13 protein-coding genes are annotated in these 13,316 nt (G+C 72.0%); 2 read left to right on the top strand and 11 right to left on the bottom strand.

Going from position 1 to position 13,316, the window contains the following annotated elements:
* Position 1: 1 nt before the first annotated feature.
* The 8 genes from JI742_RS04800 to JI742_RS04770 all read right to left on the bottom strand — a co-directional run bounded on the left by JI742_RS04800 (position 2) and on the right by JI742_RS04770 (position 6,533).
* Positions 2 to 883 carry a cytochrome c oxidase subunit 3 gene (locus tag JI742_RS04800; RefSeq protein ID WP_201824422.1) on the bottom strand — a complete coding sequence of 294 codons (882 nt, stop codon included), beginning with the start codon at positions 881 to 883 and terminating at the stop codon, positions 2 to 4.
* 81 nt (positions 884 to 964) lie between these two features.
* A complete protein-coding gene (locus tag JI742_RS04795) occupies positions 965 to 1,219 on the bottom strand; it encodes a DUF2970 domain-containing protein (RefSeq protein ID WP_350309626.1) in 255 nt (84 codons plus the stop codon).
* Complete coding sequence (locus JI742_RS04790; protein ID WP_201824420.1) at positions 1,213 to 1,899, bottom strand: cytochrome c oxidase assembly protein; 687 nt, start codon at positions 1,897 to 1,899, stop codon at positions 1,213 to 1,215. Before JI742_RS04790 ends, JI742_RS04795 begins: the two co-directional genes overlap by 7 nt.
* A 6-nt stretch (positions 1,900 to 1,905) precedes the next feature.
* Positions 1,906 to 2,031: a cytochrome oxidase small assembly protein gene (locus tag JI742_RS13855; protein WP_236676785.1), complete on the bottom strand. Its 126-nt coding sequence runs from the start codon at positions 2,029 to 2,031 to the stop codon at positions 1,906 to 1,908.
* Positions 2,032 to 2,059: 28 nt separating this feature from the next.
* Entirely contained in the window at positions 2,060 to 3,685 is a 1,626-nt protein-coding gene (gene ctaD, locus JI742_RS04785; RefSeq protein WP_201824418.1) for a cytochrome c oxidase subunit I, read from the bottom strand.
* Between the two features lie 27 nt (positions 3,686 to 3,712).
* Complete coding sequence (gene coxB / locus JI742_RS04780; RefSeq protein ID WP_236676925.1) at positions 3,713 to 4,828, bottom strand: cytochrome c oxidase subunit II; 1,116 nt, start codon at positions 4,826 to 4,828, stop codon at positions 3,713 to 3,715.
* 100 nt (positions 4,829 to 4,928) lie between these two features.
* Positions 4,929 to 5,474 (bottom strand): DUF2244 domain-containing protein, encoded by a 546-nt coding sequence (locus tag JI742_RS04775; protein ID WP_350309625.1) that lies wholly within the window; start codon positions 5,472 to 5,474, stop codon positions 4,929 to 4,931.
* 123 nt (positions 5,475 to 5,597) lie between these two features.
* Entirely contained in the window at positions 5,598 to 6,533 is a 936-nt protein-coding gene (locus JI742_RS04770) for a methyltransferase domain-containing protein (RefSeq protein WP_201824415.1), read from the bottom strand.
* Positions 6,534 to 6,668: 135 nt separating this feature from the next.
* Between JI742_RS04770 and JI742_RS04765 the strand changes: the two genes are divergently transcribed.
* Positions 6,669 to 7,436 carry a ComF family protein gene (locus JI742_RS04765; protein WP_201824414.1) on the top strand — a complete coding sequence of 256 codons (768 nt, stop codon included), beginning with the start codon at positions 6,669 to 6,671 and terminating at the stop codon, positions 7,434 to 7,436.
* Between the two features lie 21 nt (positions 7,437 to 7,457).
* The gene (locus tag JI742_RS04760) at positions 7,458 to 7,928 is read left to right on the top strand and encodes a tRNA (cytidine(34)-2'-O)-methyltransferase (protein WP_201824413.1); all 471 of its coding nucleotides are present in this window, start codon (positions 7,458 to 7,460) and stop codon (positions 7,926 to 7,928) included.
* Here the strand turns inward: JI742_RS04760 and JI742_RS04755 are convergent.
* Genes JI742_RS04755 through JI742_RS04745 form a run of 3 tightly spaced genes read right to left on the bottom strand, consistent with a single transcriptional unit; the run spans position 7,910 to position 13,289 of the window.
* Positions 7,910 to 11,038 (bottom strand): hypothetical protein, encoded by a 3,129-nt coding sequence (locus JI742_RS04755; protein WP_201824412.1) that lies wholly within the window; start codon positions 11,036 to 11,038, stop codon positions 7,910 to 7,912. The genes JI742_RS04760 and JI742_RS04755 overlap by 19 nt on opposite strands.
* Before the next feature lie 20 nt (positions 11,039 to 11,058).
* Positions 11,059 to 12,798 carry a hypothetical protein gene (locus JI742_RS04750; protein ID WP_201824411.1) on the bottom strand — a complete coding sequence of 580 codons (1,740 nt, stop codon included), beginning with the start codon at positions 12,796 to 12,798 and terminating at the stop codon, positions 11,059 to 11,061.
* Positions 12,795 to 13,289: a chemotaxis protein CheW gene (locus JI742_RS04745; protein WP_201824410.1), complete on the bottom strand. Its 495-nt coding sequence runs from the start codon at positions 13,287 to 13,289 to the stop codon at positions 12,795 to 12,797. Before JI742_RS04745 ends, JI742_RS04750 begins: the two co-directional genes overlap by 4 nt.
* Positions 13,290 to 13,316: the final 27 nt, after the last annotated feature.

The raw sequence follows: 13,316 nt of genomic DNA, 5'->3' as shown, positions 1-13,316 counted from the left end.
CTCAGAACCAGTAGATGACGATGTACAGGCCGAGCCAGACGACGTCGACGAAGTGCCAGTACCAGGCCGCGCCTTCAAAGCCGAAGTGACGATCGGGCGTGAAATGACCCTTCTGCAAGCGCAGGGTGATGAACAGCAGCATCAGCATGCCCACGAAGACGTGGAAGCCATGGAAGCCGGTCAGCATGAAGAAGGTCGAGCCGTAGACGCCGCTGGTGAGCTTGAGGTTCAGGTCGGCATAGGCGTGCATGTATTCGTAGGCCTGGAAGCCCAGGAACACGATGCCCAGCAGCACGGTGGCCCACATCCACAGGATGGTCTTGGCACGGTGGCCTTCGCGCAGCGCGTGGTGGGCGATAGTCAGCGTCACGCCGGAGGTCAGCAGCAGCGCGGTGTTGATCGTCGGGATCGGCCACGGGCCCATGGTCTTGAAGGGCTCGACCAGATCGGCCGGCGCGCCGGTGGCGCCGGGAACCGCGCTCGGCCAGGCGGCCTTGAAGTCGGGCCACAGCAGCGCACCCTCCAAACTGCCCAGGTTGGGCAGGGCGTGCATGCGAGCCCAGTACAGCGCACCGAAGAAGGCCGCGAAGAACATCACCTCGCTGAAGATGAACCAGCTCATGCTCCAGCGGAAGGACACGTCGATGCGGTCGCTGTAGAGGCCGCCCTGGCTCTCGCGGATCGCGTCGCCGAACCACTGCTTGAGCACGACGGCCCACCACAGCAGGCCGAAGGCCACCGCATACGGCGCCCAGGACGAGCCGTTGACCCACTGGCCTGCGCCGAGGATCACGAAGAACAGGCCGAACGCGGCCATCGCCGGATGGCGCGACGGTCCGGGCACGTAGTAGTAGGGCGTCTGCCCGTGGCTGCTTGCCGACATCTTTTCTCCTGACTCAGTCTTCTTTCCCCGTCAGCGGCGGCTGCCGCTTGACGCTCTTCCTCTCAAACAATCTCTCTCCGATCAAGCCGCTGCACCGCTGCCGACGATGGCGCGCACCAGCACCACAAGGGCGATCACGAAGATCAGCCCGCCGACGATGCCAGCGACGATGACATGCAGGGGATTGATCGTACTCAGGTCCTGCTCCTGGTCCTTGGAACGGCGAACACCGAAGAAGGACCAGGCCACGGCCTTGGCCGTCTGGACGAAGGAACCCCGGCGCTGGGCCGCGGCGCGCAGCGAACGGTCCGGGAGGGTGTCTTCGGGCTTCACCACGGCTGCACGTCCAGGTGTTCGGACGCGAGGGCCAGCAGGCTCAGGGCCTGAGCCGGTGCACGACCTTGAAGACCACCGCCCGCGGGCGCGGCCGGGACCTTGCCGCCCACTTCGAAGAAGGTGTAGCTCAGCGTGATGGTGCGGACGTCGCGCGGCAGCTTGGGATCGATGTAGAACACCACCGGCCACTGCTTGCGCTCGCCCGGCTTCAGGACGTATTCGCTGAAGCAGAAGCACTCCAGCTTGTTGAAATGCGCGGTGGCCTGCTTGGGCGCGTAGCTGGGGATGGCCTGGGCGGCCATGGTCCGGTTCTGCACATTCTGGAACTCGTACATCACCGTGACGAGTTCACCCGGATGCACGTCCATCGAGCGGATGGCCGGCTTGAACTCCCAGGGCCCGCGGGCGTTGGCGTCGAACTCGACCGTGATGGTACGGGCGCGGTCGATCTGGCTGTTGGGCGGAGGCGCCTTGGCCCGGTGGCCCGCCGCATTCTGCTCGGCCAGGGTCAGCACGTTGATGCCGAGCGCCGTGCAGATGGCCTTGTAGACCGGCACCAGCGCATAGCCGAAACCGAACATCAGGCCGGCCACGAGGGCGAGCTTGCCCAGCATGCGCAGGTTGTCCGCGCGCAGCGCGGCCAGGAAGCCCGCGCGGGCCGGTGTCTTGTCGGAGGCCATGCTGCGTCAGCCCCCGAGCATCACGATCTTGGCTGCGAAGCCGATCGCGAAGGCCGCCGCCACGGAGGCGAGGATCAAGCCCAGACGCAGATTGCTCTTGCGTTGCCTGGGGTCCTGCGGAGCGGCAGCCATCGGATCGGTCCTCGGGATCGTGTGCAGATCAGCCGATCACGCGGGTCGCGGTGGCGTCCAGCTTCGGCGGGTTCTCGAAGGTGTGGAAGGGGGCCGGCGACGGCACTTCCCACTCCAGGCCTTCAGCGGCTTCCCAGGGCTTCTGCGGCGCCTTCTCACCCTTACCCATCATGCCGGGCAGCACGATGAAGATGAAGAAGTAGACCTGCATCAGACCGAAGCCGAAGGCGCCGATCGAAGCCAGCATGTTGAAGTCGGCGAACTGCATGGGGTAGTCGGCGTAGCGACGCGGCATGCCGGCCAGACCCAGGAAGTGCATCGGGAAGAAGGTGACGTTGAAGAAGATCAGCGAGCCCCAGAAGTGGATCTTGCCGCGCGTCTCCGAATACATCACACCCGTCCACTTGGGCGCCCAGTAGTAATAGCCGGCGAACATCGCGTACAGCGAACCGGCGACCAGCACGTAGTGGAAGTGGGCCACGACGTAGTAGGTGTCCTGCAGCTGGATGTCGATCGGCGCGACCGAGAGGATCAGGCCGGTGAAGCCGCCCATCGTGAACACGAAGATGAAGCCGACGGCGAACAGCATCGGGGTCTCGAAGGTCATCGAGCCCTTCCACATCGTCGCGATCCAGTTGAAGACCTTCACCCCGGTCGGGATGGAGATCAGCATGGTCGCGTACATGAAGAACAGCTGGCCGGTGACCGGCATGCCCGTCGTGAACATGTGGTGGGCCCACACGATGAAGGACAGGATGGCGATCGACGCGGTCGCGTAGACCATCGAGGTGTAGCCGAACAGCTTCTTGCGGGCGAAGGCCGGGACGATCTGGCTCACGATGCCGAAGGCCGGCAGGATCATGATGTAGACCTCGGGGTGACCGAAGAACCAGAAGATGTGCTGGTACATCACCGGGTCGCCGCCGCCCGCCGGGTTGAAGAAGCTGGTGCCGAAGTGGCGATCCGTCAGCGTCATGGTGATCGCGCCAGCCAGCACGGGCATGACCGCGATCAGCAGGTAGGCGGTGATCAGCCAGGTCCAGGCAAACATCGGCATCTTCATCAGCGTCATGCCGGGGGCACGCATATTGAGGATGGTGACGATGATGTTGATCGAACCCATGATCGACGAGGCACCGAGGATGTGCATCGCGAAGATGCCGGCATCCATCGAGGGGCCCATCTGGAGGGTCAGCGGGGCATACAGCGTCCAGCCGGCCGCCGGGGCGCCGCCCGGCATGAAGAAGGAGCCAACCAGCATCAGCGCTGCGGGGATCATCAGCCAGAAGCTGAAGTTGTTCATCCGCGCGAAGGCCATGTCGGAGGCGCCGATCTGCAGCGGAATCATCCAGTTCGCGAAGCCGACGAAGGCCGGCATGATCGCGCCGAACACCATGATCAGGCCGTGCATGGTGGTGAACTGGTTGAACAGCTCGGGGTTCACCAGTTGCAGGCCGGGCTGGAACAGCTCGGCGCGGATGCCCAGGGCCAGCACGCCGCCGATCATCAGCATCGTGAAGCTGAACAGCAGGTACAGGGTGCCGATGTCCTTGTGGTTGGTCGCGAAGACCCAGCGCCGCCAGCCGTGCGGATGGTCGTGGGCATGGTCATCATGCCCGTGGGCGTGACCGTGGGAATCGAGTACTGCGCTCATCGAATACCTCTCTAACGGCGGGCGGGATTACTGACGGGCGGCCAGGATGGCAGCAGGTTGGACAACCTGGCCAGTCTGGTTCGACCATTTGTTCTTGGTGTAGGTGATCACGGCGGCAATCTCAGTGTCCGAGAGCTGCGGCCACGCCGGCATCAAGCCGTTGCCTGCACCCTTAAGCATCACCTCGATCTGCTTGGCAGCGTCTGCATCCAGGACCAGGGCAGAGCCATCAAGCTTCTTGCCGACACCGCCCTCACCGCCGGCACCGTGGCAGGCGACGCAGTTGGCGGCGTAGATCTTCTCGCCACGGGCCGCCAGGTCGGCGATTTCCCAGACCTTGGCCGGATCGTCGGCCTTGGCCGCAGCGGCCTTCATCTTGCCGTCGACCCAGGCGGTGTATTCCTCTTCGCTGACCACCTTGACGTGGATCGGCATGTAAGCGTGTTCCTTGCCGCACAGCTCGGCGCACTGACCGTAGAAGTCGCCGGTCTTTTCAGCCTTGAACCAGGTGTCGCGCACAAAGCCGGGGATCGCGTCTTGCTTGACGCCGAAGGCCGGCACCATCCAGGCATGGATCACGTCATTGGCCGTGGTGACGATGCGGACCTTCTTGTTGACCGGCACGACCAGCGGGTTGTCGACTTGCAGCAGGTAGTTGTCGCCCTCCGGCTTGCCGGTGTCGGACATCACGCGCTGGCGGTTGTCCAGGGTCGACAGGAAGCTGATGCCTTCACCTTCGCCCTTGAGGTAGTCGTAGCCCCACTTCCACTGGTAGCCGGTGGCCTTGATGGTCAGGTCGGCATTGGTGGTGTCCTTCATCGCGACCACGATCTTGGTGGCCGGCAGGGCCATGCCGATCACGATCAGGAAGGGCACGATCGTCCAGATGATCTCGACCGTGGTGCTCTCGTGGAAGTTGGCCGGCTTGGCGCCCAGGCTCTTGCGGTGCTTGAACACCGAATAGAACATCACGCCGAAGACCGCGATGAAGATCACCGAACAGATGATCAGCATCAGGATGTGCAGGTCGTACTGCTGCGAGGCGATCGAGGTGACCGGCTCATGCAGGTCAAGCTGATTGACCTTGGGTCCGCCCGGCAGGTCACCGGCCTGGGCCATCGCCATGCCGCTGCCCAGGGCCATCGACGCCCCGACCGTGGCCCGGACCATCTGCCGACGCGCGGCATCCCACATCGCTTCGATCGTCATCTTCCTGCTCGCTTCCACTGTCCCACCCACGACCTCAGCCCAAGTTTGCACCGGACCAACCCGTGCCCCACCGAAGTGTGGCTTTCAGCTCTTCTGCAAGCTGCCTGCGCAGCTCGGGGCGCACATGACGCCCCACCTTCACTTCACGCCCCAGGGCCGAGAGACCGATCAGGGCCCGACCGGGCCCGCCATCGTCGATCCGCACCGACTCCGCGGCAAATTCCATGCGCCCCGACCGGGCACCGTGCTGCCACTCGACCGTCAGGCGTCCCGCGGCCAGCTCCACACGCTCGCGGTCGCCCGCATGTCGCGCATAGGCCAGCATCGCCAGACCCACCACCAGCAACTCTATGCCGGCAAACACCATCACCGGCCGGGCGCCCTGCCGCCAGAAGTAGCCGGCGATCAGCAGGGACACCAGGCACAGCGACAGGTAGAACACCAGCAACTGGCCCGGCCGCAAAGAGCAATTCCGCTTCAGCACCCACTCGGCCGCCCAGCCCGACGCGGTCCCCGATTCTTCGCCAGCAGGCCCGCTTCCGGTGTAGAGGCGACCGAATCGCAAGGACTTCGGCGGCACGCTTGCAGGACCCGACGCTGACGACATCTCCAACCACTCCTCTGCACAGCAGCCTCGTGGCTGGGGTCAAACCCACCCCTAGTTCAAAGGCGCGCGGATTCTAGCCGAGCCTGTTTGCCAGACTCAATCGCTGCCCGGCGGCCGGCCGGTCCGCCGGGCGCTCGCACGGAGCTGATCGACGGAGACCGTCGCAAGCGCGCCACGAACCGGCCGCGGCAAGGCCTGGAAGGCATGGCCCTGGACGATCTCGAAGCTCAGTTGCAGCCGGCCGTCCGGCCCGCGCAGCCGCTCGGCGAGCAGGGCTTCGAGCCGCGCCCGCCAGCGTGGCGTGCGGCAGCCGGCCGGTCGCTCGCGGCAGGCGTTGCCGCCCAGGCTGCGCAGCTCGCGCAGCAGGTCGGCGGGTTCGCGCCAGGCCAGGCTCAGGGTGTCCATGTCCATGACCGGATCGGCCAGGCCGGCGTGCAGCAGCGCGTCGCCGAGATCGTGCATGTCGATGTAGCGGTGCGCGGGCGGCGCCCAGCCCAGGCTGCGGTAGAGGGCGCTCAGCTCGCGCAAGGTGTCCGGGCCGAAGGCGGAGAACATCAGGAAGCCCTCGGGCGCCAGCGCGGCCCGCCAGCGGCTGAAGTCCGCCTGCGGGTCGGCCGACCAGTGCAGGCCCAGGTTGGACCAGACCAGGTCCACCGGGCCTGGCAGGGGCGCATCGGCCGCGATCCGGTGCACGGTTTCCTCGGGCCCGCGGTCCAGCCAGCGCCACCAGCGGCGCTCGATGAGGGCGGCGCGGCGCGCGCGCAGCGCTTCGGTCGGCTCCACCGCCGTCAGCCGCGCCTTGGGATAGGCCCCGCGCAGCACCGCGCGGCCGGCGCCCAGCCAGCCGCCGATCTCCAGCACCTGGGCCGGCTGGCGCTTGATCCAGCCCAGGCGCTCGCCCATGCGGCGGGCCACCTCGCCATGCAGCCAGGGCGCCTCGGCCTGGCGCGCAGCGCGCCGCCAGTGCGCCTGCACGGCCAGCGGATCGGGCGAAGCCGGATCGGGAAGCGCGGGGGACGGGGCGGGAGACATCGAGGACGGCAGGCAGGACAGGCGCGGCAGGGCCGGGACGGCGGCGGGATGTGGCCAGTGCCCCGCTCCGATGCGGGACCCCCGGGCAGCGCAAGGCGGCGCAGTATAGGAAGCCCCCCTTCCGCCCCGCCGGCCATGCCCGACACCCCCCTGCTCCAGCAAGCCCCGGGCCTGCGCCTGGCGGGCTGGCCCACGCGCTGCGCCGTCTGCCGCGGGGCGGCCCTGGGGCGCTGCGGCCGGCTCTGCCCGGCCTGCCGGGCGGCGCAGGGGCGGCCGGCGTGGCGCTGCGCCGGCTGCGGCCGTCCGGGTGCGGGTACGGTGACGCCGCAGGCCGCGCGCTGTGGAAGCTGCCTGCGCCAGCCGCCGCCCTGGGCCGGGCTGCACGTGGCGGTGGACTATGCGCCGCCCTGGGACCGGCTGATCGCCGCCTTCAAGTTCGAGGCCGCGCTGGACCTGGCGCCCACCCTGGTCGACGCCCTGGCCGGGGTGCTCGACGGCCAGCCCCTCCCCGGGCCGGCGCCGCCGCTGCTGCTGCCCATGCCGCTTTCGGCCGCCCGCCTGCGCGAGCGCGGCTACAACCAGGCCAGCCTGCTGGCGCGCGGCCTGGCGCGGCGCTTCGGCCTGGCGCTGGGCGAGGACCTGCTGCTACGGGTGATCGACCATCCCTCGCAGCGCGGCCTGGACCGCGCCGCCCGGGCGGCCAATGTGCGCGGCGCCTTCCTCGTCCGGCCCGAGGCCCTGCCCCGGCTGCGCCGGCACCTGCCGGTGCTGGTCGACGATGTCATCACCACCGGCGCCACCCTGGCCGAGGCCTGCCGCAGCCTGCACGCCGCCGGCCTGGAGCCGGTGCAGGCCTGGGTGCTGGCACGCACGCCCGAGCCCGGCGCAGGCGGCCCGGCCTGAAGCGGCGGCGACACTCCGGCCATGTTCCGCATCGTCCTCGTCGCGCCGGAGATTCCCCCGAACACCGGCAATGTCATCCGCCTGGCGGCCAACACCGGCTGCGCGCTGCACCTGATCGAGCCACTGGGCTTTTCGATGGACGACCGCCAGCTTCAGCGCGCCGGCCTGGATTACCACGAGTACGCGCCCGTGCAGGTGCACCGCGACTGGGCCGCCTTCCTGACCGCCGAGCAACCCGACCCGGACCGGCTCTTCGCCTTCACCACCCGCGCGCAACGGCGCTTCGACGCGCCGCGCTGGCAGGCGGGCGACTGCCTCGTCTTCGGCAGCGAAAGCGCCGGCCTGCCGCCCGCCCTGCGCGACAGCCTGCCGGCCGATCAGCGCCTGCGGCTGCCGATGAGGCCCGGCCAGCGCAGCCTGAACCTGAGCAATGCCGTGGCGGTGGCTGTCTTCAACGCCTGGCGCAGCCTGGATTACGCCGGCGGGGGCTGATCCAGCCGCCGCATGGCGGCGGGGTCGAGCCGCAGCCACAGGCCGCCCTCGGCATCGCGGCCCAGGCCCAGGGCCTCGGGCCAGCGCGACAGCCCCGCCGGCAGCGGCTGCTGCAGGGCCTGCACCGCCACCGGCGCGACCTCCAGGGCCAGCAGGCCCTCGCCGACCGGGGCCTGCACGGCCAGCATCTGCGGCCGATCGGGAAGCGTCAGCCGGTCCGCCGGGACCACCTCGCCCAGGCCCAGGGCCGGCAGCCGCCGCCCCTGCCACATCAGCGGGCAGCCCGAGGCAAGCAGGCGCCAGGCGGCCGGCACGGCATCCTGGGCCGCTGACATCCGGTCCGCGGGCAGCGCCAGCCGCAACCCGCCCGCCAGGCGCAGGCCCAGCCAGGGCCCGGTCGGCAAGCTGCAAGGCCCGCGCAGCGTCATGCGGCGGCCGGCGCCGCGCAGGGTCTCGACATGCAGGCTCAGGCCCAGGGCCCGGATCGGGTCGGCCAGGGCGTCAAGCGCCGGATCGGGCAGGCCGGCGCCGTCGTCGCCCACCATCAGCTCGGCCTCGTGCGCGCCGCGGCGGCTCCAGCTCAGCAGCACCGTGCCGACCGGCGGCTTGCCGGCGGCTGCACGCACCAGGGGCGCTTCGAGGCCGGTCTCCAGCGCTTGCAGCAGCAGGCGCTGGACCCAAGCTTGCCAGCGGGCCAGGGCCTGGGGCTCGACCCGGTCCGATCCGCCGTCGATGCTGAAGCGCATCGGCTTGCCCAGGGCCTGGGCCGCGGCCTCGACCGGCGCGCGCAAGGCCTCGGCCCATTCGGCGAAGGGCATGCGACGGGCGGTGTCCAGGGCCTGCTCCAGGCGCTCGATCGCACCGGCCTGGGCGTGCAGGGCGCGCTGACTGGCTTGCAAGGCGGCTTGGATCGGCTGGCGCAAGGCGGGATCCAGGACCGAGCCCGGCCCGGCCAGCAGCCCGGCCAGTTGCCGCTGGGCCGCCGCCAGGGCCTGGGTGGCGGCGGCGACGCCATCGAAGGGCGCCGCCAGGGCAAGCAGGGGGCCGTGCGCGGGTGCCGCACCCAGGGCCGGGGCCGCGGGCTGCGGCGTGCCGGCCCGGGCCGCCCAGGTAGGCCAGTCGATCCAGTCCTGGCGCACTTCGACCGCAGAGACAGCGCCCGCCTCGGCCGAGGGGCCGGCCTCGGCCGCCGGCAGCTCAGGCGGCAGGGGCGCTTGCAGCTCGGCGAGATGCCGGTCCAGCCGCTCGCGCATCTCGGCCGGCGGATGGCGCAGGAAGCCGGCCGCGAACTGATGCAGCAGATGGCGAAGCTGCTCGCCGGCCTCGACCAGCAAGGCCGGCGTGCCCAGGGCTTCGGCGCGCGGCCCGGCCCGGTCGGCGGGCAGGCTGGCGAGCTGCCTGCCCAGGGCCAGCAGTTGCGCGGCCAGGCCGGCCAGCTCGTCCAGGCCCAGGGCGGCCGATTCGTCGGCGAGCTGCCGGGCGGCCAGCAAAGCCTCCTCGCCCGGCGCCCCGCAGCCGGCATGGGCCCACTCGGCCAGGGCCATGTTCAGCCGGCGCGAGGATTCGTCCGCCTCATGCAGGAACTGGTTGAAGCGGACGATGGGCAGGCGCAGCGGGCCGATCTGGCGGTGGGCTTCGGCATCGTCCGGCGCCTGGGGCGGCGCTTCGTCCGGGGCCTGGGGCAGTGCGTCATTCGGCGCTTCGGCTGGGGCCGCGGGCGGTGCGTGGTTCGGCGCGTCGTCCAGCGCCTCGGGCGGCGCATCCTGCGGCGCTTCGGGCGGCGGCGCGTCGGCCGTCGGGGCGACCGGCAGGGGCTCGGCGACGGCCGGGGGCACCGGCGGCTCGGCCTGCGCCTCGGGCAGCGGGTCGGACAGGTCCAGGCTCAGCTCAGGCAAGGCCGAGCCGAAGGCGGGCGGCGGCAGCGCGGCAGCGCGCGGCAGGGGCTTGAGCAGTGCCTCGTCCAGCGCCTCGTCCGACTCGGCAGGGGCTTCGGGCTCGGGGTCGAAGCCCAGGTCCACCTCGGCCCAGGCCGACGGCGCGGGTGCGACGGCCGGGGCGAAGGCCGGGGCCTCGGCCAGCGGCATGGGCAGGGTGTCGTCCGGCCAGGCGTCGCCGTCCGCGGCATCCTGCGGCGCCAGGGCGGGAAGGTCGAGCGCCTCGGCCGGCAGCCAGTCGGCCACCGACCGGATCGTCGGCAAGGGCCGGAAGGCCGGGTGCCAGGGCAACCAGCCGGCCGCGCGGCGCAGGGCCTGAAGCTCGGGCGCCTCATCGCCCAGCGGATCGGCCGCGCTGACGCAGGCCCAGCCCAGCTCGATGGCCAGGGCCGGCGGCAGGGCCGGCACGGGCGCGGTGTCGCCCTGGCCGCGCAGCGCCGCGCGCAGTTGCGACAGCAGGCGCGAGGGCAGGCGCGGCGGCAGGGCTTCGGGCGCCAGCAGGCCGCAGCGCTCGGCCTCGATCGTGGCGGCCGCCATGCGCCAGCTTCCCACCGCCGCTTCGGGCGCGGCGGCGGCCAGGCCGGCACACAGGGCCTGCAAGCGCTGCGGGGCCGCCGCGGCGCGGGCGCCACCGGGGTGCAGGCCGTCGAGCACGGCCGTCTCGAAGGCCTGCAAGGTGGTCGCATCCAGCTTCAGGGGCCGGGCTGCGGCGGGGGTCGGCAGGGCCTGCCAATCGGCCGATTCCGGCGGGCACCACCATTCGGCCGGGCTGGGCAGGGCCTGGCCGGCGCGGGCCAGCAGCTCGCGCAGCAGCGCGTCCTCGGCCAGTGCCGGCCAGATGCTGGCCGGCGGGTCGCCCGCCGCCTCGCGCAGCAAGCCAGTGTCGATGGCTTCGGCCAGGCGCTGCATGGCCGCGCGCGGCAGGGCCTCGGCCGGCAGGCCCGGGTCGAGCAGGGGCGGCAGGAGGGCCAGCAGCCGGGCCGCCACCGGAACACCCGCTTCGCGCAGGGGCTGCACATGCTCGGCGAAGGCAGCCGAGAGCAAGGCCGCTTCGACCGGGTCGAGCCCGGCGAGCGAGCCGGCCAGCAGATCGTGCAGGCGCTCGAACAGCGGTTCGAGCGCCTGTTGAAGCTCGTGACCTTCCGGGCTGCGCAGGCCAGGGGGGCGGGGAATCATGGGCTCGGGGCCGACCGGCTTCAGGGGGCCCGGAAGCGGGTCACTGCGGCCCGCAGGCCTTCAGCCTGGGTGGCCAGGTCCTGGATCAGGCGCAGGCCCTGGTCCAGCTCGGCTTGGCGGGCCTCGGCGCCGTGCAGGCTGCGGGCCAGGGCCTCGCGCAGCGGCTCAAGCTGCGCCGGGCTGGCGGCTTCGGCCAGATCGGTGGGCAGGCCGGCGACCAGGGCCTCGCTGGCGAGCAGCCGGGCCTGCAAGTCCGCCGGCAGCTCGGCGCCCAGGGCGCGGGCCTGGCGGCGGGCCAGGTCGAGCTGGGCCTCGACTTGCGCGCTCAAGGCCGAGCGGGCGTCCAGCCAGGGTTGCAGCAGGCGGTCGGCCCGGCCCAGGGCCTCGAGCAGGTCCTGGGCCAGGGCGGCCGGAGGGCGCCCGGCGGCTTGGGCCATCTGCAGGGCGGCGTTCAGGCCCAGCCGGCCGGCCTCGGCCCGCCAGTCGTTCAGCGCCTGCTGGTCGGCCTGAAGCACTTGCAGCCTGGCGTGCAGACCCTCCAGGGCCAGGACCAGGGCCTGCGCCGGCTCGCCCGCCGCCTGCTGCCGCGCCAGCAGGGCACGCAGGGCGGCCAGGGTGTCGGGCCAGGCCTGGACCAACTCGCGCAGGGCCCGGGCCGGGCCGCCCAGGGCGGCAAGCGGGCCGTCCAGGGCATGCAGCGCGGCCTGCGCCGCGCGCAGTGCGTGCAGCTCGTCGGCGCCCGCCTTCAAGCCGCCCACCGCAGCCTGAAGGCGGCTCTGGCCCTGCAGCACGCGCTCGGCCGCCTCCTGCACCTGGGCGATCAGGTGGCGCAGCTCGGCCAGGGCCTCGCCCAGCAGGGCCCCATGGCGGCTGGCCAGGTCTTCGGTTTCTCGGGGCGGAACCCGGCTCAGGTCGCCCTCACCCAGGGCCTGAAGCAGCGGCGCCAGGCGGCGCAGGGCCAGATCGTTTTCATGGGCGGACTGGCGCAGGGCCAGGGCGCGGTCCTCGGCTTCGACCTGCAAGGCCTCGGCACGGTCGGCCCGCTCGGTCTGCTCGCGGCCGATGGCGGCGCCGCGGCCGCCCAGGCCGCCCAGCACGAGCAGCAACGAGATCAGGGCCAGCGCCAGCAGCTCGGAGGGCAGCGGCGGCATGGCCTCCACACGCAAGCGCTCGGCGCGCAGCACGGCGAGGAAGTCCGCCATGGACCGCGCAGGCGGCAAGGCCGCTTCGGCGCGGGCGGGCGGGGGGCTGGTCTCGGCGACGCGGGCCGGCGGCTCAAGCGGGCTGCTGGCGGCGGCCTCGCCGCTGGCCGGTGCCGGGGCAGCGGCTGCCTCGGCCGGCGGATCGGAGGCCGCCGGCTCGGCCTGCACGGCGGGGGCGGACGCGGCTTGCGCCACGGGAAAGAGCCGGTCGGCGCGGCCGCGCAGGCGCTCCAGCGCCTGGGCCTGCGGGCCGCGCAGGCCCAGGCGCAGCAGCGGGTCCAGGGTCTGGCCCAGCTCGGCCAGGGCCGCCCGCGCGGCCTCTTCCTCGCCGCGCTCGACGCGCAGGCGCAGGGCCTCGGCCCGGCCGCTCAACTCGGCCAGGCCGACCCGCAGGTCGGCATGCAGGTTCAGGCCCTTGAGCGCGAAGGCCGCGCAGAGCAGCAGGCCGATCAGGCCCAGGGCGGCCAGGCCCATGAAGAAGCGCCGCGGGGCGCGACGCGGCGGCGGCGGCAGGCGACGGATGCCCGGGCTTGCGGCGGGGGACGTACGCTCGCTCACGCGGCGATCTCCAGGTAGCGGGGGTCGGTCAGCATGCGTTCGGGCCAGATCACCTGCCAGCCGCGGCCCTGGGCATCGCGATGGCAGGGGCCGGCAAAGGGCGGCCAGGGGCCGGGTGCGGCCTGCGCGGCCAGGGGCAGCTCAGGGGCGCTGCGCAGGCCCGCCACGCGGTCCAGCGCCCAGGCACAGCGCGCGTCGGAGCCGGCCGCCCGCAGGCTCAGCCAGACCGGCTCGGCCACCCGGCCGGCCAGCGGCGGGCCGCCCAGCCAGGCGCCCAGGTCCAGCCCCAGGCAGGCTTGGCCGTCCAGCTCGACGAGGCCCAGCCAGGCCGTCGCCAGCCCCCAGGGCAGGGGCTGCGGCGCCTGCCAGCGGTGGACGGCCGTCACTTGCTCGACAGGCAGCAGCAGGCCATGGCCACCGGCCTCGACCGCCAGCCAGCAGGGGGCATCGACCGGATTCGGCACGGCGTCGGACGGCGGCGAACCGCTCATGGGCGGGCGGAGGGACGGGGGGAGGGA

Source organism: Piscinibacter lacus, from assembly GCF_016735685.1.
In the GTDB taxonomy this organism is placed as follows: domain Bacteria; phylum Pseudomonadota; class Gammaproteobacteria; order Burkholderiales; family Burkholderiaceae_C; genus Aquariibacter; species Aquariibacter lacus.
This window is presented reverse-complemented; position numbering and strand designations above follow the sequence as displayed.